Consider the following 20,180-nt stretch of genomic DNA (forward strand, 5'->3'; position numbering starts at 1 on the left):
CCATAGGTGCCGCATGATCCCCAGAACCTTGTTCAGTTCCGAGCACGAACTTTTTCGCGACAGCGTGCGAACGTTCCTCGAAAAAGAGGCCGTGCCGTTCCATGGGCAATGGGAAAAACAAGGCTATATAGACCGCCAACTCTGGAACAAGGCAGGGGAGGCGGGGATGCTGTGTTCGCATCTGCCGGAAGAATACGGCGGGCTGGGGGCAGACTTTCTCTACAGCGCGGTGGTGATCGAGGAGGTCGGCCGCCTGGGGCTGACCGGCATCGGTTTTTCACTTCATTCGGACATTGTTGCGCCTTACATACTGCATTACGGCAGTGAAGCGCTGAAACACAAATACCTGCCCAAACTGGTGTCTGGCGAGATGGTCACCGCGATTGCCATGACCGAGCCGGGTGCCGGTTCCGACCTGCAAGGGGTGAAAACCACCGCTGTGCTGGATGGCGACGAATACGTGATCAACGGTTCGAAGACCTTCATCACCAATGGCTTTCTGGCGGATTTGGTGATCGTCGTGGCCAAGACCGATCCAAAGGCAGGAGCGAAGGGCACCAGTCTGTTTCTGGTCGAGGCCAACACGCCAGGCTTCGCCAAGGGCAAGCGTCTGGAAAAGGTCGGCATGAAGGCTCAGGACACCTCGGAGCTATTCTTCCAGGACGTTCGGGTACCGAAGGAAAACCTGCTGGGCCAGGCCGGGATGGGCTTCGCTTACTTGATGCAGGAACTGCCGCAGGAGCGTCTGACGGTCGCGGTAGGTGGCTTGGCGTCAGCTGAAGCGGCGTTGCAATGGACGCTGGATTACACCCGTGAGCGCAAGGCTTTCGGCAAGGCCATCGCCGACTTCCAGAACACTCGCTTCAAACTCGCTGAAATGGCAACCGAGATCCAGATCGGCCGGGTTTTTGTCGATCGCTGCCTGGAACTGCATCTGCAAGGCAAACTCGACGTGCCGACGGCGGCCATGGCCAAGTACTGGGGCACCGACCTGCAATGCAAGGTGCTCGATGAGTGCGTGCAGTTGCATGGCGGTTACGGGTTCATGTGGGAATACCCGATCGCCCGGGCGTGGGCGGATGCGCGGGTGCAGCGGATTTATGCCGGGACCAATGAGATCATGAAAGAGATTATTGCGCGGTCGCTTTGATTGGCGTTGCCTGGGCGAACGCCATCGCGGGCAAGCCACGCTCCCGCAGGTTTGTGATTTCTGTGGGAGCGTGGCTTGCCCGCGATTGGGCCTATGAATCAATCAAGGGGCAGGATTCGGATGGTCCTGGTGAATCGCCTCGATCCCCGCCAACACTTCGTCGGAAAGTTTCAGCTCGAAGCTGGCAATGTTGCTGTCCAGTTGCTCAAGCGTGGTGGCGCCAATGATGTTGCTGGTGACGAACGGTTGCTGTGTGACGAAGGCCAGTGCCATCTGCGCCGGATCCAGACCGTGTTCACGAGCCAATGCCACATAACGGCTGCACGCTGCCTCTGACTGAGGATTGAAGTAGCGGCTGAAGCGGCTGTAGAGGCTCAGGCGACCTTTGGGCGGACGCGCGCCACCTTCGTACTTGCCCGACAGGAAACCGAACGCCAGCGGCGAGTAGGCGAGCAGACCGCACTGTTCGCGGATGGCGATTTCCGCAAGGCCGACTTCGAAGCTGCGATTGAGCAGGTTGTAGGGGTTCTGGATCGATACGGCGCGCGGCCAGCCACGGGCTTCGGCGAGGGCGAGGAAACGCATGGTGCCCCACGGCGTTTCGTTGGACAGGCCGATGTGGCGGATCTTGCCGGCCTTGACCTGTTCGTCCAGTGCTTCGAGGGTGTCTTCCAGCGGGGTGAGGTTGACTTCGCTCGTGTGCTTGTAGCCCAGTTGTCCGAAGAAATTGGTACTGCGTTCAGGCCAGTGCAGCTGATAGAGATCGATGTAGTCGGTCTGCAAGCGCTTGAGGCTTGCATCCACGGCCTGGACGATGTTCTCGCGGTTGTGCTTGAGGTTTTTGTCGCGGATGTAGTCGATGGTGTTGCCGGGGCCGGCGATCTTGCTCGCCAGGATCCAGTCGGCGCGATCGCCGCGACTTTTGAAGTAATTGCCGATGTAGCGCTCGGTGGTGGCGTAGGTTTCGGCCTTGGGTGGCACCGGGTACATTTCGGCGGTGTCGATGAAATTGATGCCCGCGCTCTTGGCTCGTTCGATCTGGGCGAAGGCTTCAGCCTCGCTGTTTTGCTCGCCCCAGGTCATGGTGCCGAGGCAGATTGCACTCACGTTCAGATTGGTTCGGCCTAGCTGGCGATAGTCCATCGGGTGCTCCTTGGGCAAAACAATCATAAAAGCAGGTTGAAATATTTTTCGCAATCTGCATAATTGCGCACCTCTTTCTGCAGTGGAAGTGATGCGCCGCCGCCGAAGAATCTTGCCGTTGAACGGACGCGCCGACCCGAGCCCCCGAAAGCGTCTGTATCCGGCTGCCTTTGACTTGTCAAAGTACGCACTATTCAGTAAGATCCGCCGTCTAATTTACAGGGCGGCCCCTGAGGCTATAAAGAATGAAAACTTTTACTGCTAAACCGGAAACAGTACAGCGCGACTGGTTTGTCGTCGACGCTGCAGGTCAGACCCTGGGTCGTCTGGCCACCGAAATCGCGAGCCGTCTGCGTGGCAAGCATAAAGCTGAGTACACTCCTCACGTTGACACCGGCGATTACATCGTCGTTATCAATGCCGAGCAGATTCGTGTAACCGGTGCTAAAACCACCGACAAAATCTACTACTCCCACTCCGGTTTCCCGGGCGGCATCAAGTCGATCAACTTCGAAAAGCTGATCGCTAAAGCCCCTGAGCGCGTGATCGAGACCGCGGTCAAAGGCATGCTGCCTAAGAACCCGCTGGGTCGCGACATGTATCGTAAGCTGAAAGTCTATGCGGGCGCTGTACACCCTCATACTGCTCAGCAGCCCCAAGAACTGAAGTTTTAACGGAATAGTTCATTATGTCGGCGACTCAAAATTACGGCACTGGCCGTCGCAAGACCGCAACCGCACGCGTTTTCCTGCGTCCGGGTACTGGTAACATCTCCATCAACAACCGTTCGCTGGATAATTTCTTCGGCCGCGAAACTGCCCGCATGGTAGTTCGTCAGCCGCTGGAATTGACTGAGACTGTCGAGAAGTTCGACATCTACGTCACCGTGATCGGCGGTGGTGTAAGTGGTCAAGCTGGCGCAATCCGCCACGGTATCACTCGCGCACTGATGCAGTACGACGAAACCCTGCGTGGCGCTCTGCGCAAAGCTGGCTTCGTTACTCGCGATGCTCGTGAAGTTGAACGTAAGAAAGTTGGTCTGCGTAAAGCGCGTAAGCGTCCGCAGTACTCGAAGCGTTAATTCGCTTTCGCGTTCAAAAAGAACGCCCAGTTTCCTCGCGAAGCTGGGCGTTTTTTTATGGGCGCGATTTATCGAGGAATTGCGCTGTGACAACTTGCCACATCCGCAGAAGCCCTATACTGCAAGGCTTGGCAGTGAAGCCCCTCGGTAATTACCTTGTCAGGATTGGGGCTTTTCATTACCATTCGGCAAAATTTTTATAAGTTCAGATTTTTACTTAGTAGACGCCTGATTTAACAGGCCACAAAGCTGATGGGAGAGGACTGAATGAGCAATGACGGCGTGAATGCAGGCCGGCGTCGCTTCTTGGTAGCAGCCACATCCGTGGTGGGTGCTGCAGGAGCGGTGGGGGCTGCGGTCCCGTTCGTGGGGTCATGGTTTCCCAGTGCCAAGGCGAAAGCCGCAGGTGCACCGGTGAAAGTGAATGTCAGCAAAATCGAGCCAGGTCAGCAAATGATTGCTGAGTGGCGCGGCCAGCCGGTGTTCATTGTCCGCCGTACCGAGGAAATCCTGGGGAATCTGAAAAAGATCGAGGGCCAGCTGGCTGACCCGACCTCCAAGAACTCGACGCAACCGACCTATGTCGACCCGGAGACACGTTCGATCAAGCCAGAAGTTCTGCTGCTGATCGGTATCTGCACGCATCTGGGTTGCTCACCGACTTTCCGTCCAGAAGTGGCACCTGCAGACCTGGGCAAGGATTGGGTAGGGGGTTATTTCTGCCCTTGCCACGGTTCTCACTACGATTTGGCTGGCCGCGTCTACAAGTCGCAACCTGCGCCTTTGAACCTGCCAGTTCCCCCGCATTCCTATGAGACCGATGACATCATTGTCATTGGCGTCGATACGGAGAAAGCGTGATGAGCAAGTTCATGGATTGGGTTGATGCGCGCTTTCCCGCGACCAAAATGTGGGAAGACCATCTCAGCAAGTACTACGCCCCGAAGAACTTCAACTTCTTCTATTTCTTTGGCTCCCTGGCACTGCTCGTTCTGGTCAACCAGATCGTTACCGGTGTCTGGCTGACCATGAGTTACACCCCGTCGGCAGAAGAAGCGTTTGCTTCCGTCGAATACATCATGCGCGACGTCGAGTACGGCTCGATCCTGCGTCTGCTGCACTCCACTGGCGCTTCGGCGTTCTTCATCGTGGTCTATCTGCACATGTTCCGTGGCCTGCTTTACGGTTCGTACCAGAAGCCGCGTGAGCTGGTGTGGGTGTTCGGCATGCTGATCTACCTGGCGTTGATGGCTGAGGCCTTCATGGGTTATCTGCTGCCGTGGGGCCAGATGTCCTACTGGGGTGCCCAGGTGATCATCTCGCTGTTCGGCGCGATCCCGGTCATCGGTAACGACCTGACCCAGTGGATTCGTGGTGACTACCTGATTTCCGGTATCACCCTGAACCGCTTCTTCGCCTTGCATGTGGTTGCCCTGCCGATCGTGATCCTCGGTCTGGTGGTGGTGCACATTCTGGCGCTGCACGAAGTCGGTTCGAACAATCCGGATGGCGTCGACATCAAGAAGCACAAAGACGAAAACGGCGTACCGCTGGACGGCATTGCCTTCCACCCGTACTACACCGTGAAAGATATCGTCGGCGTGGTGGTGTTCCTGTTCATCTTCTGCTCGATCGTGTTCTTCTTCCCTGAAATGGGCGGCTACTTCCTCGAGAAGCCGAACTTTGAAGTGGCGAACGCCTTCAAGACCCCTGAGCACATCGCTCCGGTCTGGTACTTCACACCGTTCTACGCGATTCTGCGGGCGGTTCCGGACAAGCTCCTGGGCGTAATCGCCATGGGCGCGGCCATCGCTGTGCTGTTCGTCCTGCCATGGCTGGATCGCAGCCCGGTCAAGTCGATGCGCTACAAAGGCTGGCTGAGCAAGATCTGGCTTTGGGTGTTCTGCATCTCGTTCGTGATCCTGGGTGTGTTGGGTGTTCTGGCGCCAACGCCAGGCCGTACGTTGCTGTCGCAGGTATGTACCTTCCTGTACTTCGCCTACTTCATTCTGATGCCGTTCTACACCAGGCTCGAGAAGACCAAACCGGTTCCGGAAAGGGTGACTGGCTGATGAAAAAGCTATTTGCTGTACTGATTCTTGCGGCGATGCCTGTACTGTCTTTTGCATCGACATCGAGTGGCCCGGAGCTTGAGAAGGTCGACATCGACGTTTCCGACAAGGCTGCCATGCAGGACGGCGCACGTACGTTCGCCAACTATTGCATGGGCTGCCACAGCGCGAAGTTCCAGCGCTACGAGCGTGTCGCCGATGACCTGGGCATTCCTCACGAGTTGATGCTTGAGAAGCTGGTGTTCACCGGCGCCAAGATTGGCGATCACATGAACATCGGCATGCAGCCGGCTGACGCCAAGACCTGGTTCGGTGCGGCGCCGCCTGACCTGACGCTGGTGGCTCGTGTTCGTGGCACCGACTGGCTCTACGGCTATCTGCGTTCGTTCTATGAAGACCCGTCACGTCCATGGGGCGTGAACAACAAGGTGTTCCCGAACGTCGGCATGCCTAACGTTCTGGTCGGCCTGCAGGGTCGTCAGGTGGTAGGCTGTAAACAAGTTCAAGTCGTCGAAGACGGCAAGAAGCAATACGATCCGCTGACTGGCACCGCTTTGACCCATGAAGCCTGCGATCAACTGACTGTATTGCCGAAAACCGGCACGCTGAACGAAGAGCAGTTCGACGAGAAGGTCAAGAATCTGGTGACCTTCCTGGCCTACTCGGCCAACCCGGTGAAGCTGCAGCATCAGCGCATCGGTACCTATGTGTTGCTGTACCTGGCGTTCTTCTTCGTATTCGCTTACTTGCTCAAGCGTGAATACTGGAAAGACGTCCATTGATAAAGCTGTAAGCCATTGCTGTTAATCGCGCGCGCCCAGGGGCGTCTCTGAAGGTGTAACGAGTCTGGTGATCCAGGCGTTACGGGAGGCGCCCTCTGGGCGCGCGTGTTTTTCCGTTTCCGATAATTTCAACAAGCGAGGAGGACCGCCATGGGCGTGACCAATCGGTTGGCCTGTTACTCCGACCCCGCCGACCACTATTCCCACCGAGTGCGCATCGTACTTGCAGAGAAGGGTGTCAGCGCCGAGATCATTTACGTGGAAGCTGGTCGCCAGCCGCCTAAACTGATTGAAGTCAACCCTTACGGAAGCCTGCCCACCCTGGTCGATCGTGACCTGGCGTTGTGGGAGTCGACCGTGGTGATGGAGTATCTGGATGAGCGTTACCCGCACCCGCCGCTACTGCCGGTTTATCCCGTGGCGCGTGCCAACAGTCGTCTGCTGATTCATCGTATTCAGCGTGACTGGTGTGGCCTGGTGGATCTGATTCTGGATTCGCGGACCAAGGAAGCAGCCCGTGTCGTGGCTCGTAAAGAGCTGCGCGAAAGCCTGACAGGCGTGTCGCCGTTGTTTGCCGACAAGCCGTTTTTCCTCAGTGAGGAACAAAGTCTGGTGGATTGCTGCCTATTGCCAATACTCTGGCGATTGCCGATTCTGGGTATTGAACTGCCGCGGCCTGCCAAGCCGCTGCTTGATTATATGGAGCGCTCGTTTGCGCGTGAGGCTTTCCAGGCGAGTCTGTCTGGTGTCGAACGCGATATGCGCTAAGGCTTAAGGAGCCGCTATGAACTCCAGTCGACCTTATCTGGTCCGCGCGCTCTACGAGTGGATTGTGGACAACGATTGCACCCCGCACATGCTGGTTAATTCCGAGTATCCATCGGTGCAGGTGCCTCAGGGTTTTGCCAGTGACGGACAGATTGTCCTGAATGTTTCCCCGGCAGCCGTGCGTCATCTGCACATGGACAACGAGGCAGTCAGTTTCGAGGGGCGCTTCGGTGGCGTGCCGCACACCCTGTACGTGCCTATCGCATCGATCCTGGGCATTTACGCCCGGGAGAACGGTCAGGGCATGGTGTTCGATATGGAATCGCCTCTGGAAGACGAGGAAGAGATCGAGCCGGATGATGATGTTCCGCCACCCGACAGTGAGCCGCCGCGTCCCAGCGGTCGACCGAGTTTGAAGGTGGTGAAGTAATAAAAAAGGCGATCCGAAAGGATCGCCTTTTTTATTACTTCATTACCTTCAAACGCTACAGGGCGATGGCGATCTCAAGGATGCCATCGCCGGTAAGCAGGTATCAGTCGATGTACTCAAACAACTTCACGATCTTCTGCACGCCAGAAACGCCTTGTACCAAATTGGTCGCCTGAGCCGCTTCCTGCTTGGTCAGCAGACCCAGCAAGTAGACGATGCCGTTTTCGGTCACAACCTTGATGCGCGAACCCGGGATGGAGGCATCGGTGAGCATCTGGGTCTTGATCTTGGTGGTCAGCCAGGTGTCGTTCTGACGCGCCAGCAGCGAGGACGGCTGCAGTACTTGCAGTTCGTTGTGCACCTTCTTTACCCGCTGAACGGAGGCGGCAACCTGTTCGGCCTTGGCCTTGAGGTCGGCACGAGGGGTTTGCCCGGCGAGCAGCACCACACCGTTGAAGCTGGTGACGACGATGTGCGAGTTGTTGTCCAGGTCCGGATCGGCCTTGGCGATGTTTACACCGGCCTTGGTTTCGATCAGGGAGTCGTCGATCTTGCTGCCGAAGGTGCGGGTGCCGCGGTCATCATCGATCGGCGCTTCACGGCTGGCGTTAACCACCGAGGTGCAGCCGCTGATGCCAAGGCACAGGGTCAAGGCCAGAAGGCCTAGGCGATTAGGGGTCATTCTTCACTCCCGAACAGTTGGCTGTCGATCAGATCGCAAAGGCAATGGATCGCCAGCAGGTGGACTTCCTGAATACGTGCGGTAACGTTGGCCGGTACGCGAATCTCGACGTCCTCAGGCAATAGCAGTGACGCCATGCCGCCGCCATCACGACCGGTCAATGCTACGACAATCATTTCGCGATCATGTGCGGCCTGGATCGCTTGAATTATGTTTGCCGAGTTGCCGCTGGTGGAAATCGCCAGCAAAACATCACCCGGCTGACCGAGGGCGCGGATCTGTTTGGAGAAGATTTCGTTGTAGCTGTAATCGTTGGCGATCGAGGTGATCGTCGAGCTGTCGGTGGTCAGCGCGATGGCGGGCAGGCTCGGGCGCTCGCGTTCGAAGCGGTTGAGCAGCTCGGAGGAGAAGTGCTGTGCGTCACCGGCGGAACCGCCGTTGCCGCAGGACAGCATTTTGCCCTCGTTGAGCAGGGCGTTGACCATGACCTGGCTGGCTTGCTCGATGTGCGGTGCAAGTACGTCCATCGCCTGTTGCTTGGTGTCGATACTGGCCTGAAAAAGCTGGCGAATTCGCGATTGCATGTCCATCTGTGTGACCTTAATTAGCGCGGCTACTCGGCACATTGAATGTGCAGCCCGCAAAGCAAAGAGCAAAAGTGTTGGGTGAAAGTGTCCGGTTCGGGACGCAAGCGATCAGCTGTCGAAGGCATTCTGCAACCAGTTCAACTGATCAAGGTTGCTGTCGATGGCAACCACGTCGAAGCGGCAGGGGGAATTGGCCCAACGCGACTCGCGCTGAAGAAAATACTGCGCGGCAAAAATCAGTTTCTGCCGTTTGCGCCCATCGATGCTATCGAGCGCACCACCCCATTGGGTGTTTTTTCTGTAGCGGACTTCGACGAATACTACTGTATCGCCATCAAGCATGACCAGATCAAGCTCGCCGCGTTTACACAACCAGTTCTGCGCCAGCAGGCGCAGACCTTGTTGCTGAAGATGCTCGAGCGCATGACGCTCGGCATCTTTACCGCTTTGCTGGCGTGACCTGTCGGGCATCAGCGTGAGGTGTCCGGCAGGCGTTGAACCTGACCGTTGATGAACTCTGCCCATGGCAACTGACGCTCGACCCGTTGACTCTGAGTCATGCCCAGGCTGCCCGATTGACCCTGGATGCGGCTGTCCGGCAAGGCCTTGAGTTGCCCCAGGCGCGGTGCCAGGCGATAGGCGTCAACGCCCATCGCGTACAGACGGCCCAGGCTGCCGCCGGCTTGTGGCCATTGTGCAGTGACCTGTTTGCGCAGCGGGTCGTTGGCATCCAGCAGCCATGGGGTTTCGCAGAAGCGAATACCGTTCATGTCGTTGTACTGGTTCTGGTCGCCGCTGGCGCTGAACACGTGGGAGGTGGCGTAAACCGGCACGTCCCCGGCGTACTGGAAGTTCAGGGTCGGTTTGATTTGTTGAGCCTGTTGCGGCGTCGCGGCCAGGAAGATGAACTCGATGTCCTGACGACGCGAAGGTTGTGCGGCAACCTGCGAGCCAACGGTGCTTTGCAGGCTCTTGGCACGGCCTTCGCTCTGGCGCAGCTGGAACATGTCGGCAATCTGCTGGGCCAGTTGTACCGGCTGGTCGACGCGCTCGGTAGCGACAATGCTGCCACCGTTGGCTTGCCAATCCTGGCTGAACGCCTTGTAGACGCGGTCGCCCCATTCGCCTTTCGGCACCATGATCGCGGCGCGATGCAGGCCGTCGGCGCGTGCACGGCGAGACACTTCGCGGGCTTCGTCTTCAGCGGCAAGACCGAACTGGAACAGTTGGGCCGGACCTTGTGCGCCTTCGCTGTAGTTCAGGGCCAGGGTAGTGATCGGCAGTTGCGGGCGGGCGCTGAGCTGTTTGACCAGCGGCTTCTCCAGCGGGCCGACCACCAGTTGCACGCCATCGGCCTGGGCCTTGCGATAGAACTCGTCGAGGGACGTCAGGCGCGAGCTGTCATAGAACTCGATGGCTGGTGGCTTCTGCCCGGCTTGTTGCGCCTGGTAGTGCGCAGCCATGAAGCCTTCACGTAGCGCTTTGCCAACCGAACCCAGTGGGCCGTCTTGCGGCAGCAGCAGGGCGATCTTGCTCAGGGGCTGGCTGGCCAGCTCCTTGAGTTTGGTCAGTGGCAACGGCAGCTGGATGGCGGCCGGGTGTTTTGGATTCTGCTCGCGCCAGTTGTCGATCGCGGCTTGCTGCTGTTCCAGGGTGCCGGCCGTTTTCACCACCAGCGCCAGACGGATCCAGCCGCCGAGGTCATCGTCGGTGGTCGGCTGCAATTGATCGGTCGGCAGCGAGGCGATCAGGGTCCAGATCGCTTCGTGGTTTTTGCTGGCTGCTTCACCTTCAAGCATCGGCGCAATAAAGATGCGCTCCCGTGCGGCGGCCAGAGTCTGGCCGTCGGCCTCAAGGGCGCGGGCATGAACGGTGCCGGTGCGAACCTGTTGTTCGACGGGCAGTTCGCTCAGGCGTTGCAGGCTCGGATGGCTCAGGGCAGTCAGCGCCGCTTTGGGCTGATTGCGGACCATGGCCAGTTCAGCCGCCAGGGTGCTGGCGAAGACTTGTTGGCCAGGCTTGAGTTGTTCCACCGGCACCTGTTGCAGGATTTGCGCGGACTGGCCGGCATTGCCCTGGCGATAAGCCAGGTCTGCCGCGCTCAGGCGCAACAGGGCGGCTTTTTCCGGATCTTTGCTTTTAGTGGCCTGCTCGAGCAGTTGCTCGATACTGGCATCCGGGGTCCGTGGAAGTTCGCCAAGGCTGGAAGAGGGCGAGCTGGCGCAAGCCGCCAGCAAGGCAGCGAGGCAGAGGGCAGTGAACAGCCGCAGGCAAGCGATCATGTAGTGTTCCTGATACTCGATCAAATTAGCGTGGAATTGTACCCAAGCGCTGGCCGGGGCGCGATGTTACTGGCGTGAATCGATCAATTTAGCTCGTACAAATGTTGCAGCACTGCACATAACGCTGGAAAACCCGCGGAGGGTGAAGCGTATCGCAAGCGCCGCTACGCGCTACAATGTCGCCTTTTTACCGATCATGAGGTGCGCGTTTTGACTGCTCCAGGTGCTTTGAATTCCGCTGCTGGCTCGCTTTATGTGGTGGCGACGCCCATCGGCAACCTGGACGACATCAGTGCGCGTGCGCTGAAAATCCTGCGCGACGTCGCCTTGATTGCCGCCGAAGACACTCGCCATTCCCAGCGATTGATGCAGCATTTCGGTATTCCCACGCCGCTGGCGGCCTGTCATGAGCACAACGAGCGTGAGGAGGGTAACCGCTTTATCACGCGTCTGCTGGCGGGCGACGATGTGGCGTTGATTTCCGACGCTGGGACGCCGCTGATTTCCGATCCGGGTTATCACCTGGTGCGTCAGGCTCGTGCCGCGGGAATCAATGTGGTGCCGGTTCCGGGGGCGTGTGCCTTGATTGCGGCATTGTCGGCGGCGGGCCTGCCGTCTGACCGTTTCATCTTCGAAGGGTTTTTGCCGGCCAAGGCTGTCGGCCGACGGGCTCGTCTGGAGCTGGTAAAAGAAGAGCCGCGCACGCTGATTTTCTATGAAGCACCGCACCGCATCCTTGAGTGCCTGCAAGATATGGAGCTGGTATTCGGCGCCGAGCGTCCGGCGTTGCTGGCGCGTGAACTGACCAAGACCTTCGAAACCCTTAAAGGCTTGCCGCTGGCCGAGTTGCGCGAATTCGTCGAATCGGACAGCAATCAGCAGCGTGGCGAGTGTGTTGTGCTGGTGGCGGGCTGGACTGCCCCTGAGACCGAAGACGCTGTCAGCAGTGAAGCCATGCGTATTCTCAATCTGCTGCTCGAAGAGATGCCGCTCAAGCGTGCGGCGGCATTGGCGGCGCAAATTACCGGCGAACGCAAGAATGTGCTCTATCAGGTCGCGCTGGATAAACAGAAGGGCGAGTAAAACCGATGTGCAGCGCCGGCCAGAGGCTTTTAGCGCTTGTTCTTCGGCCGCTCTGCCGTTAATCTTCGCGGCGGAGAGTCGATCGGACAGTCGCTGCCCTCTATGAAAATTAGGGGGGGGAGGAAAGTCCGGGCTCCATAGGGCGAAGTGCCAGGTAATGCCTGGGAGGCGTGAGCCTACGGAAAGTGCCACAGAAAATAACCGCCTAAGCGCTTCGGCGCCGGTAAGGGTGAAAAGGTGCGGTAAGAGCGCACCGCACGTCTGGCAACAGTTCGTGGCTAGGTAAACCCCACTTGGAGCAAGACCAAATAGGGTCCCAAGGCGTGGCCCGCGCTGGGACCGGGTAGGTTGCTAAAGATGTCCAGTGATGGCCATCGTAGACGAATGACTGTTCAAGACAGAACCCGGCTTACAGATCGACTCTCCACCTTTTTTTCCTCGCTGCCGAGTCATTGGCAGCGATGTGTGTAATGGCAATTTCCCTCCCTGCTGAATCAATAGCAGAAGCGCTTTTGTAATACCGAAAAAATCTTACTCTTAACAAACTACTTTAACTTCTGAACGCAGCCTTCTGTGCTGATTCAAGTTATTGAGTGAATTCATCCGTCAGATTCTCGTTAACCCTCCTTTAACGCCGCTAAATCTCCGTTCTGTAAGGCTTTTCCTTTAATCCGCGCCTTGACGGTGTGGTGGGCGCATTCCTATAGTGTGCGCAAGTGGCGGAAAGTGGCATGAAGTGGGTTTTTTGAGCGTAAAACGCTAATATTTGGAGAAACGCTGACGTGTTTCGCGGAGCTAACGCTATCAGTCTCGATGCAAAGGGCCGTCTCGCAATGCCGAGCCGGTACCGTGACGAGCTGGTTTCGCGTAGTTCCGGTCAATTAATCGTCACCATCGATGCCGTTGATCCGTGTTTGTGTGTTTATCCCCTCGATGAGTGGGAAATTATCGAAACCAAACTGCGCGCACTGCCTTCGCTTCGCGAAGAGAACCGCCGCCTGCAACGTTTACTGATTGGTAATGCCGTCGACCTCGAGCTCGATGGCAGTGGTCGTTTTCTGGTTCCGCCACGTCTTCGCGAATATGCCAAGTTGGATAAGCGCGCGATGTTGGTAGGCCAACTGAACAAGTTCCAATTGTGGGACGAGGATGCCTGGGATGCGGTTTCTGCCGCTGACCTGGCTGCTATTCAACAACCGGGCGCCATGCCTGATGAACTGCGTGATTTAATCCTGTGACTATTGATAGCGGCTTTAACCACATCACCGTACTGCTTGACGAAGCCGTCGAGGCTCTCGCCGTACGTCCTGATGGCTGCTATCTGGACGGTACGTTCGGACGTGGCGGGCACAGTCGGTTGATCCTCAGCCAGCTCGGGCCTGATGGCCGGTTGCTCGGATTCGACAAAGATCCTCAAGCGATTGCCACCGGGCAAACGCTAGCGGCCGAAGACGGCCGCTTTGTCGTTGTACAGCGCAGCTTTGCCGAGCTCGGTTCGGAAGTCGCCGAACGCGGTCTGGCCGGCAAGGTCAGCGGTGTTCTGCTCGACCTCGGCGTGTCTTCGCCGCAGCTCGACGATCCTGAACGCGGCTTCAGCTTCCTCAACGACGGTCCGTTGGACATGCGCATGGACCCGTCCCGCGGGATCAGCGCCGCCGAGTTCGTCAACACCGCGCCGGTGGAAGAAATCGCCCGGGTGTTCAAGCAATACGGCGAAGAGCGTTTCTCCGGTCGCATGGCGCGTGCCGTGGCTGAGCGTCGCGATATCAAGCCGTTCGAGCGCACTGGCGATCTGGCTGAAGTGCTGAAAGTCGCCAACCCGGCGTGGGAAAAGGGCAAGAACCCGGCCACCCGTGCATTCCAGGGCCTGCGTATTCACGTCAACAACGAACTGGGCGATCTGGAAGCCGGCCTCGAAGCGGCGCTGGAATGCCTGGAAGTGGGCGGGCGTCTGGTCGTCATCAGCTTCCACTCGCTGGAAGACCGCATCGTCAAACTGTTCATGCGCAAACTGGTGAAAGGCGAAGCCGACAACCTGCCGCGCAACCTGCCGGTCCGTCACGTCGCTTTCGAACCGGTAATCAAAATCCATGGCAAAGCGCAGACCGCCTCGGAGGCCGAACTCAAAGCCAACCCACGTTCCCGTAGTGCCGTCATGCGTGTCGCGGAGAAATTGCGGTGAGCAAGCTTTTCGCCAAGCCACTTCCCGGCGGAAGCTTTTTCATGCTGCTGTTGTTTGCCGGCGTCCTTGTGTCGGCTATAGGCGTGTCCTATAGCGCGCACTGGAACCGTCAGTTGCTCAATTCGCTGTACGGCGAATTGAGCGTGCGCGACAAGGCACAGGCGGAGTGGGGCCGGTTGATTCTCGAGCAGAGCACCTGGACCGCCCATAGCCGCATCGAAGTCCTGGCCACCGAGCAACTGAAGATGCGCATTCCCGGCGCCGCTGAAGTGCAGATGGTGGCGCCATGATGAAACTCGAAGGCGCGCTCTTTCCATGGCGGTTCCGTCTGGTGGTCGGGTTGCTCGGCATCATGGTGGCGGCGATTGCCTGGCGCATCATCGATTTGCAAGTGGTCGACCGTGCCTTCCTTAAAGGTCAGGGCGATGCGCGCAGTGTTCGTCATATTCCAATTCCGGCTCACCGTGGTCTGATCACCGACCGTAACGGCGAGCCGTTGGCCGTGAGTACCCCCGTCACCACCCTGTGGGCCAACGCCAAGGAAATGCAAACGGCCAAAGAGAAGTGGCCGGCACTGGCGGCTGCCTTGGGGCAGGACCCGAAAGCCCTGGCCGAACGTCTCGAAGCCCAGGCCAACAAAGAATTCATTTATCTGGTGCGCGGGCTGACCCCCGAGCAGGGCCAGGCTGTGCTCGATCTGAAAGTGCCGGGCGTTTATGGCATCGAAGAGTTCCGGCGTTTCTACCCGGCCGGTGAAGTCACCGCCCACATGGTCGGCTTTACCGACATCGATGACCACGGGCGCGAAGGCGTCGAGTTGGCCTACGACGAATGGCTGGCCGGCGTGCCCGGCAAGCGGCAGGTGATCAAGGACCGGCGCGGCCGGCTGATCAAAGATGTCCAGGTCACCAAAAACGCCAAGGCCGGCAAGCCCTTGGCGTTGTCCATTGACCTGCGTCTGCAATATCTGGCCAACCGTGAACTGCGTAATGCGATCATCGAGAACGGCGCCAAGGCTGGCAGCCTGGTGATCATGGACGTGAAGACCGGCGAGATCCTCGCCATGGTCAACCAGCCGACCTACAACCCGAACAACCGTCGCAATCTGCAACCGGCGATGATGCGCAACCGCGCGATGATCGACGTGTTCGAACCGGGTTCGACCATGAAGGCGATCTCCATGAGCGCCGCGATTGAAACCGGGCGCTGGAAGCCGACCGATACGGTTGAGGTGTATCCAGGCACCTTGCAGATCGGTAAGTACACCATCAAGGACGTATCCAAGAGTGAAGGCCCGGTGCTCGACCTGACCGGTATCCTGATCAATTCCAGTAACGTCGGCATGAGTAAGGTCGCGTTCGATATCGGCGGCGAAACGATTTTCCGCCTGGCGCAGAAAGTCGGCCTCGGCCAGGACACCGGGCTCGGTTTCCCGGGCGAGCGCGTCGGCAACCTGCCGAACTACCGCGAATGGCGCAAGGCTGAAACCGCCACGCTGTCCTACGGCTACGGTATTTCCGTGACTGCGATCCAGTTGGTCCACGCCTTCTCGGCCCTGGCCAACAATGGTCGCCTTGCGCCGCTGACCCTGATCAAAACCGACAAGGCACCGCAAACCACACAGGTATTGCCGGAAGCTGTCGCGAAAACCATGCAAACAATGTTGCAACAAGTGATCGAAGCCCCGCGCGGTGTATTCCGTGCGCAGGTGCCGGCGTATCACGTGGGCGGCAAGTCGGGTACCGCGCGTAAAACGTCGGTCGGTACCAAGGGCTACGCCGAGAATTCCTACCGCTCGCTGTTCGCCGGCTTCGGCCCGATGAGCGATCCGCGTTACGCAATCGTGGTGGTGATCGATGAACCGACCAAGGCTGGTTACTTCGGTGGTCTGGTATCGGCGCCGGTGTTCAGCAAAGTGATGTCCGGGACCCTGCGCCTGATGAACATCACCCCGGACAACCTGCCTGCCACTCAACAAGCGAACGCCGCACCGGTCGTTCCGCTGAAAGCTAATGGAGGGCGCGGCTGATGTCGCTGAGCCTGAACAAGATTTTCGCCCACGCCGGCCGCGATCTGTTGATCCGCGAATTGGCGCTGGACAGCCGCAACGTACGAGCAGGCGATCTGTTTCTCGCGGTTCCTGGTGGCAAGTTCGACGGACGTGCGCACATCGCCGACGCCTTGCAACGCGGCGCTGCTGCCGTGGCTTATGAAGTCGAAGGCGCGACTGTGCTGCCGATCACCGACGTGCCGTTGATTCCGGTCAAAGGCCTGGCGGCGCAGCTGTCGGACATCGCCGGGCGCTTTTATGGCGACCCGAGCCGTCATTTGAACCTGATCGGCGTGACTGGCACCAACGGTAAAACCAGTGTGACGCAATTGGTCGCCCAGGCGCTCGACCTGCTCGGTCAGCACTGCGGCATTGTCGGCACCCTGGGCTCCGGTTTCTATGGCGCGCTGGAAAGCGGTCTGCATACCACGCCAAACCCGATTGCGGTGCAAGCGACCCTCGCCGACCTGAAAAAAGCCGGCGCCAAAGCCGTGGCCATGGAAGTCTCTTCCCACGGCCTGGATCAGGGCCGCGTGAGCGCGTTGGCCTTCGATGTGGCGGTGATGACCAACCTGTCGCGCGATCATCTGGATTACCACGGCACCATGCGGGCCTATGGCGAAACCAAGGCCAAGTTGTTTGCCTGGGATGATCTGAAGTGCCGGGTGGTCAACCTGGACGACGATTTCGGTCGGCAACTGGCTGCCGATAAAGGCGAGTCGCGACTGATCACTTACAGCCTGGAAGATTCCAGCGCCTACCTGTATTGCCGCCAAGCGCAGTTCGACGACGAAGGCGTGCGCGCCACGCTGGTCACGCCGCAAGGCGAACACCATTTGCGCAGCACCTTGCTCGGCCGTTTCAACCTGAGCAACGTGTTGGCCGCGATCGGCGCCTTGCTCGGGCTGGACTACGCGCTGGACGAAATCCTCAAAGTGCTGCCAAAACTCGAAGGTCCGGCCGGTCGCATGCAGCGCCTGGGCGGCGGTACTCAGCCATTGGTGGTGGTCGATTACGCCCACACACCGGATGCGCTGGAAAAAGTCTTGATGGCCCTGCGTCCACACGCCAAAGGCCGGTTGCTGTGCCTGTTCGGTTGCGGCGGTGATCGCGATCGCGGCAAGCGTCCGCTGATGGCGGAAGTGGTCGAGCGTCTGGCCGATGGCGTACTGGTCACCGATGACAATCCGCGCACCGAAGACCCAACAGTGATTTTCGACGACATCCGCGCCGGTTTTACCGCTGTGGATAAAGTTGCCTTCGTCGCCGGCCGTGGCCAGGCGATTGCCCAATTGATCGCCAACGCTTCGGCGGATGACGTGATTGTCCTGGCCGGTAAAGGTCACGAGGACTATCAGGAAATCAACGGCGAGCGCCACGCTTTCTCCGATCTGGTCGAGGCCGATCACGCCCTGACCGCGTGGGAGGTGGCCCATGCTTAAAGCCTTGAAACTGAGCGAACTGACCAGTGCATTGAATGGCCGTCTGATTGCCAGCGACGCCAGTTTCGACGGCGTCAGCATCGATAGCCGCGCGATCAAGCCCGGCCAACTGTTTATTGCTCTGGCCGGCCCGCGTTTCGATGGCCATGACTACCTCAATGACGTCGCCGCCAAAGGCGCCGTGGGTGCCCTGGTCGAGCGCGAGGTTGCCGACAGCGCGCTGCCGCAACTGCTGGTCAAGGACACCCGCCAGGCCCTCGGCCAATTGGGCGCGATGAACCGCGCTGCGTTCACTCATCCGGTCGCGGCCATCACCGGTTCCAGCGGCAAGACCACGGTCAAGGAAATGCTTGCGAGCATCCTGCGTACGCGTGGTCCGGTGCTGGCGACCCGTGGCAACCTGAACAACGACCTCGGTGTTCCGCTGACCTTGCTCGAACTGGCGCCGGAACACACGGCGGCGGTCATCGAGTTGGGGGCTTCGCGTCTTGGTGAGATTGCCTACACCGTTGCCATGACCAAACCGCATGTCGCTGTGCTGAACAATGCCGGCACTGCCCACGTCGGTGAGTTCGGCGGCCCGGAAAAAATCGTCGAGGCCAAGGGCGAGATTATTGAAGGGCTGGATGCCTCGGGCATCGCCGTGCTGAATCTCGACGACAAGGCGTTCCCGATCTGGAAGGCCCGTGCCGCTGCCCGACGGGTGCTGAGTTTCTCTCAGCTGGATGCCACCGCAGATTTCCATGCCAGCTTCATCGTTTCCGATGCACGCGGCTGCCCTGCATTCGAACTGCACACGCCGCAAGGTATTGCCCGGATTCAATTGAACCTGCTCGGCGGGCACAATGTCACCAACGCAGTCGCCGCCGCCGCGGCGGCTCACGCCCTGGGCGTGTCCTTGTCGCATATCGCTTCGGGGCTCAATGCAGTGCAACCGGTCAAGGGGCGTGCCGTCGCGCAACTGGCAACTAACGGTATGCGCGTGATCGATGACACGTACAACGCAAACCCCACCTCCATGTGCGCCGCCGTTGATATACTCGCCGGCTTTTCCGGTCGCACCGTTTTGGTGCTCGGAGATATCGGCGAGTTGGGCGATTGGGCGGAGCAGGGGCACCGTGATGTGGGCGAGTACGCCCGCGGCAAGGTTTCCGCGCTTTACGCGGTCGGGCCAATGATGACCCACGCCGTAAACGCTTTCGGCGAGCAGGCTTTTCACTTCAGCACTCAGGCTGAGCTGATCAAGGCCCTGGAAGCCGAGCAGGACCCAAACACCACCATTTTGATCAAGGGCTCGCGCAGCGCCGCGATGGAAAACATCGTCGCCGCTTTGTGCGGGACCCGTCTGGAGAAACATTAATGCTGCTGCTGCTAGCGGAGTATCTGCAACAGTTCTACAAAGGCTTCGCGGTCTTTCAGTACCTGACCCTGCGCGGGATTCTCGGTGTGCTGACCGCGCTGGTCTTGTCGCTGTGCTATGGCCCGTGGATGATCCGCACTTTGCAGAACCGTCAGATCGGTCAATCCGTTCGCAACGACGGCCCGCAATCGCACCTGTCCAAATCCGGCACCCCGACCATGGGGGGCGCGCTGATTCTTTCGTCCATCGGTGTCAGCACCCTGCTCTGGGCGGACCTGGCCAACCGTTACGTTTGGGTGGTGTTGTTGGTGACCTTGCTGTTCGGCGCCATCGGCTGGGTCGACGACTACCGCAAAGTCATCGAGAAAAACTCCCGCGGCCTTCCGAGCCGCTGGAAGTATTTCTGGCAGTCGGTGTTCGGCCTGGGCGCGGCGATCTTCCTTTATATGACTGCCGCGACGCCGGTAGAAACCACCCTGATCCTGCCGATGCTCAAGGACTACAGCATTCCGCTGGGCGCGGGGTTCATCGTCCTGACCTATTTCGTGATTGTCGGCTCGAGCAATGCGGTCAACCTGACCGACGGCCTCGACGGTCTGGCGATCATGCCTACCGTGATGGTCGGCGGCGGTTTGGGGATCTTCTGCTACCTGTCGGGTAACGTGAAATTCGCTGAATACCTGCTGATCCCTTACGTACCGGGCGCGGGTGAGTTGATTGTGTTCTGCGGCGCGCTGATCGGTGCGGGCCTGGGGTTCCTGTGGTTCAACACCTATCCGGCCCAAGTGTTCATGGGCGACGTCGGCGCACTGGCGCTGGGCGCGGCTTTGGGCACCATCGCAGTGATCGTCCGTCAGGAAATCGTCCTGTTCATCATGGGCGGCGTGTTCGTGATGGAGACCCTGTCAGTCGTCATTCAGGTTGCCTCCTTTAAGCTGACCGGTCGCCGTGTGTTCCGCATGGCACCGATACACCACCACTTTGAACTCAAGGGCTGGCCCGAGCCGCGCGTGATCGTCCGTTTCTGGATCATCACCGTGATTCTGGTACTGGTCGGCCTTGCCACCCTGAAGCTGAGGTAGAACG

Annotated in this window: 21 protein-coding genes and 1 other RNA gene; 17 read left to right on the plus strand and 5 right to left on the minus strand. The window is 58.9% G+C overall.

Annotation, left to right across the window (positions count from 1 at the left end; genetic code table 11):
* Window positions 1-13 precede the first annotated feature (13 nt).
* On the plus strand, window positions 14-1,150 hold the full coding sequence (locus AB7M26_RS10470; RefSeq protein WP_008004989.1) for an acyl-CoA dehydrogenase family protein: 1,137 nt from the start codon (window positions 14-16) through the stop codon (window positions 1,148-1,150).
* A 102-nt stretch (window positions 1,151-1,252) separates the two neighbouring features.
* Here AB7M26_RS10470 and AB7M26_RS10475 read toward each other — a convergent pair whose 3' ends face one another.
* On the minus strand, window positions 1,253-2,293 hold the full coding sequence (locus tag AB7M26_RS10475; RefSeq protein WP_008072121.1) for an NADP(H)-dependent aldo-keto reductase: 1,041 nt from the start codon (window positions 2,291-2,293) through the stop codon (window positions 1,253-1,255).
* Between the two features lie 245 nt (window positions 2,294-2,538).
* Here AB7M26_RS10475 and rplM point away from each other — a divergent pair, with 245 nt between their 5' ends.
* The 7 genes from rplM (at window position 2,539) to AB7M26_RS10510 (ending at window position 7,426) form a co-directional block, all read left to right on the plus strand.
* Window positions 2,539-2,967 (plus strand): 50S ribosomal protein L13, encoded by a 429-nt coding sequence (gene rplM / locus AB7M26_RS10480; RefSeq protein ID WP_007905295.1) that lies wholly within the window; start codon window positions 2,539-2,541, stop codon window positions 2,965-2,967.
* Between the two features lie 14 nt (window positions 2,968-2,981).
* The gene (gene rpsI, locus AB7M26_RS10485) at window positions 2,982-3,374 is read left to right on the plus strand and encodes a 30S ribosomal protein S9 (RefSeq protein ID WP_002555064.1); all 393 of its coding nucleotides are present in this window, start codon (window positions 2,982-2,984) and stop codon (window positions 3,372-3,374) included.
* Between the two features lie 267 nt (window positions 3,375-3,641).
* Window positions 3,642-4,235 (plus strand): ubiquinol-cytochrome c reductase iron-sulfur subunit, encoded by a 594-nt coding sequence (gene petA / locus AB7M26_RS10490; protein ID WP_123494473.1) that lies wholly within the window; start codon window positions 3,642-3,644, stop codon window positions 4,233-4,235.
* The gene (locus tag AB7M26_RS10495; RefSeq protein ID WP_030129766.1) at window positions 4,235-5,446 is read left to right on the plus strand and encodes a cytochrome b; all 1,212 of its coding nucleotides are present in this window, start codon (window positions 4,235-4,237) and stop codon (window positions 5,444-5,446) included. The genes petA and AB7M26_RS10495 overlap by 1 nt, the downstream gene beginning before the upstream one ends.
* Entirely contained in the window at window positions 5,446-6,228 is a 783-nt protein-coding gene (locus AB7M26_RS10500) for a cytochrome c1 (RefSeq protein WP_123494472.1), read from the plus strand. Before AB7M26_RS10495 ends, AB7M26_RS10500 begins: the two co-directional genes overlap by 1 nt.
* Before the next feature lie 150 nt (window positions 6,229-6,378).
* Window positions 6,379-6,996, plus strand: coding sequence for a glutathione S-transferase N-terminal domain-containing protein (locus AB7M26_RS10505; protein WP_007905304.1), 618 nt, complete (start codon window positions 6,379-6,381; stop codon window positions 6,994-6,996).
* A 16-nt stretch (window positions 6,997-7,012) separates the two neighbouring features.
* The gene (locus AB7M26_RS10510; RefSeq protein ID WP_008004998.1) at window positions 7,013-7,426 is read left to right on the plus strand and encodes a ClpXP protease specificity-enhancing factor; all 414 of its coding nucleotides are present in this window, start codon (window positions 7,013-7,015) and stop codon (window positions 7,424-7,426) included.
* 103 nt (window positions 7,427-7,529) lie between these two features.
* On the opposite strand, the gene AB7M26_RS10515 is transcribed toward AB7M26_RS10510, so the two are convergent.
* The 4 genes from AB7M26_RS10515 to AB7M26_RS10530 all read right to left on the minus strand — a co-directional run bounded on the left by AB7M26_RS10515 (window position 7,530) and on the right by AB7M26_RS10530 (window position 10,977).
* The gene (locus AB7M26_RS10515) at window positions 7,530-8,108 is read right to left on the minus strand and encodes a BON domain-containing protein (RefSeq protein ID WP_008072118.1); all 579 of its coding nucleotides are present in this window, start codon (window positions 8,106-8,108) and stop codon (window positions 7,530-7,532) included.
* Entirely contained in the window at window positions 8,105-8,698 is a 594-nt protein-coding gene (locus tag AB7M26_RS10520) for a phosphoheptose isomerase (RefSeq protein WP_007904374.1), read from the minus strand. Before AB7M26_RS10520 ends, AB7M26_RS10515 begins: the two co-directional genes overlap by 4 nt.
* Before the next feature lie 105 nt (window positions 8,699-8,803).
* Window positions 8,804-9,166: a YraN family protein gene (locus tag AB7M26_RS10525; protein ID WP_007904371.1), complete on the minus strand. Its 363-nt coding sequence runs from the start codon at window positions 9,164-9,166 to the stop codon at window positions 8,804-8,806.
* Window positions 9,166-10,977, minus strand: a complete 1,812-nt coding sequence (locus AB7M26_RS10530; protein ID WP_123494471.1) for a penicillin-binding protein activator — start codon at window positions 10,975-10,977, stop codon at window positions 9,166-9,168. Before AB7M26_RS10530 ends, AB7M26_RS10525 begins: the two co-directional genes overlap by 1 nt.
* A gap of 210 nt (window positions 10,978-11,187) precedes the next feature.
* Between AB7M26_RS10530 and rsmI the strand changes: the two genes are divergently transcribed.
* From rsmI to mraY, 9 genes are all read left to right on the plus strand, one after another.
* Window positions 11,188-12,060: a 16S rRNA (cytidine(1402)-2'-O)-methyltransferase gene (rsmI, locus tag AB7M26_RS10535; RefSeq protein WP_123494470.1), complete on the plus strand. Its 873-nt coding sequence runs from the start codon at window positions 11,188-11,190 to the stop codon at window positions 12,058-12,060.
* Between the two features lie 74 nt (window positions 12,061-12,134).
* Window positions 12,135-12,488: RNase P RNA component class A (rnpB, locus tag AB7M26_RS10540), an RNA gene on the plus strand.
* A gap of 354 nt (window positions 12,489-12,842) precedes the next feature.
* Window positions 12,843-13,298 (plus strand): division/cell wall cluster transcriptional repressor MraZ, encoded by a 456-nt coding sequence (mraZ, locus tag AB7M26_RS10545; RefSeq protein WP_008147486.1) that lies wholly within the window; start codon window positions 12,843-12,845, stop codon window positions 13,296-13,298.
* Window positions 13,295-14,242: a 16S rRNA (cytosine(1402)-N(4))-methyltransferase RsmH gene (gene rsmH, locus AB7M26_RS10550; protein WP_008072115.1), complete on the plus strand. Its 948-nt coding sequence runs from the start codon at window positions 13,295-13,297 to the stop codon at window positions 14,240-14,242. Before mraZ ends, rsmH begins: the two co-directional genes overlap by 4 nt.
* Window positions 14,239-14,532, plus strand: a complete 294-nt coding sequence (ftsL, locus tag AB7M26_RS10555; RefSeq protein WP_032830409.1) for a cell division protein FtsL — start codon at window positions 14,239-14,241, stop codon at window positions 14,530-14,532. The genes rsmH and ftsL overlap by 4 nt, the downstream gene beginning before the upstream one ends.
* Entirely contained in the window at window positions 14,532-16,271 is a 1,740-nt protein-coding gene (locus AB7M26_RS10560; protein WP_177319036.1) for a peptidoglycan D,D-transpeptidase FtsI family protein, read from the plus strand. The genes ftsL and AB7M26_RS10560 overlap by 1 nt, the downstream gene beginning before the upstream one ends.
* Window positions 16,271-17,734: a UDP-N-acetylmuramoyl-L-alanyl-D-glutamate--2,6-diaminopimelate ligase gene (locus tag AB7M26_RS10565; protein WP_429384154.1), complete on the plus strand. Its 1,464-nt coding sequence runs from the start codon at window positions 16,271-16,273 to the stop codon at window positions 17,732-17,734. The genes AB7M26_RS10560 and AB7M26_RS10565 overlap by 1 nt, the downstream gene beginning before the upstream one ends.
* On the plus strand, window positions 17,727-19,094 hold the full coding sequence (locus AB7M26_RS10570; RefSeq protein WP_123494467.1) for a UDP-N-acetylmuramoyl-tripeptide--D-alanyl-D-alanine ligase: 1,368 nt from the start codon (window positions 17,727-17,729) through the stop codon (window positions 19,092-19,094). The genes AB7M26_RS10565 and AB7M26_RS10570 overlap by 8 nt, the downstream gene beginning before the upstream one ends.
* The gene (gene mraY / locus AB7M26_RS10575) at window positions 19,094-20,176 is read left to right on the plus strand and encodes a phospho-N-acetylmuramoyl-pentapeptide-transferase (protein ID WP_007904350.1); all 1,083 of its coding nucleotides are present in this window, start codon (window positions 19,094-19,096) and stop codon (window positions 20,174-20,176) included. Before AB7M26_RS10570 ends, mraY begins: the two co-directional genes overlap by 1 nt.
* Window positions 20,177-20,180 lie beyond the last annotated feature (4 nt).

It is taken from the genome of Pseudomonas sp. F-14 TE3482 (assembly GCF_053629455.1).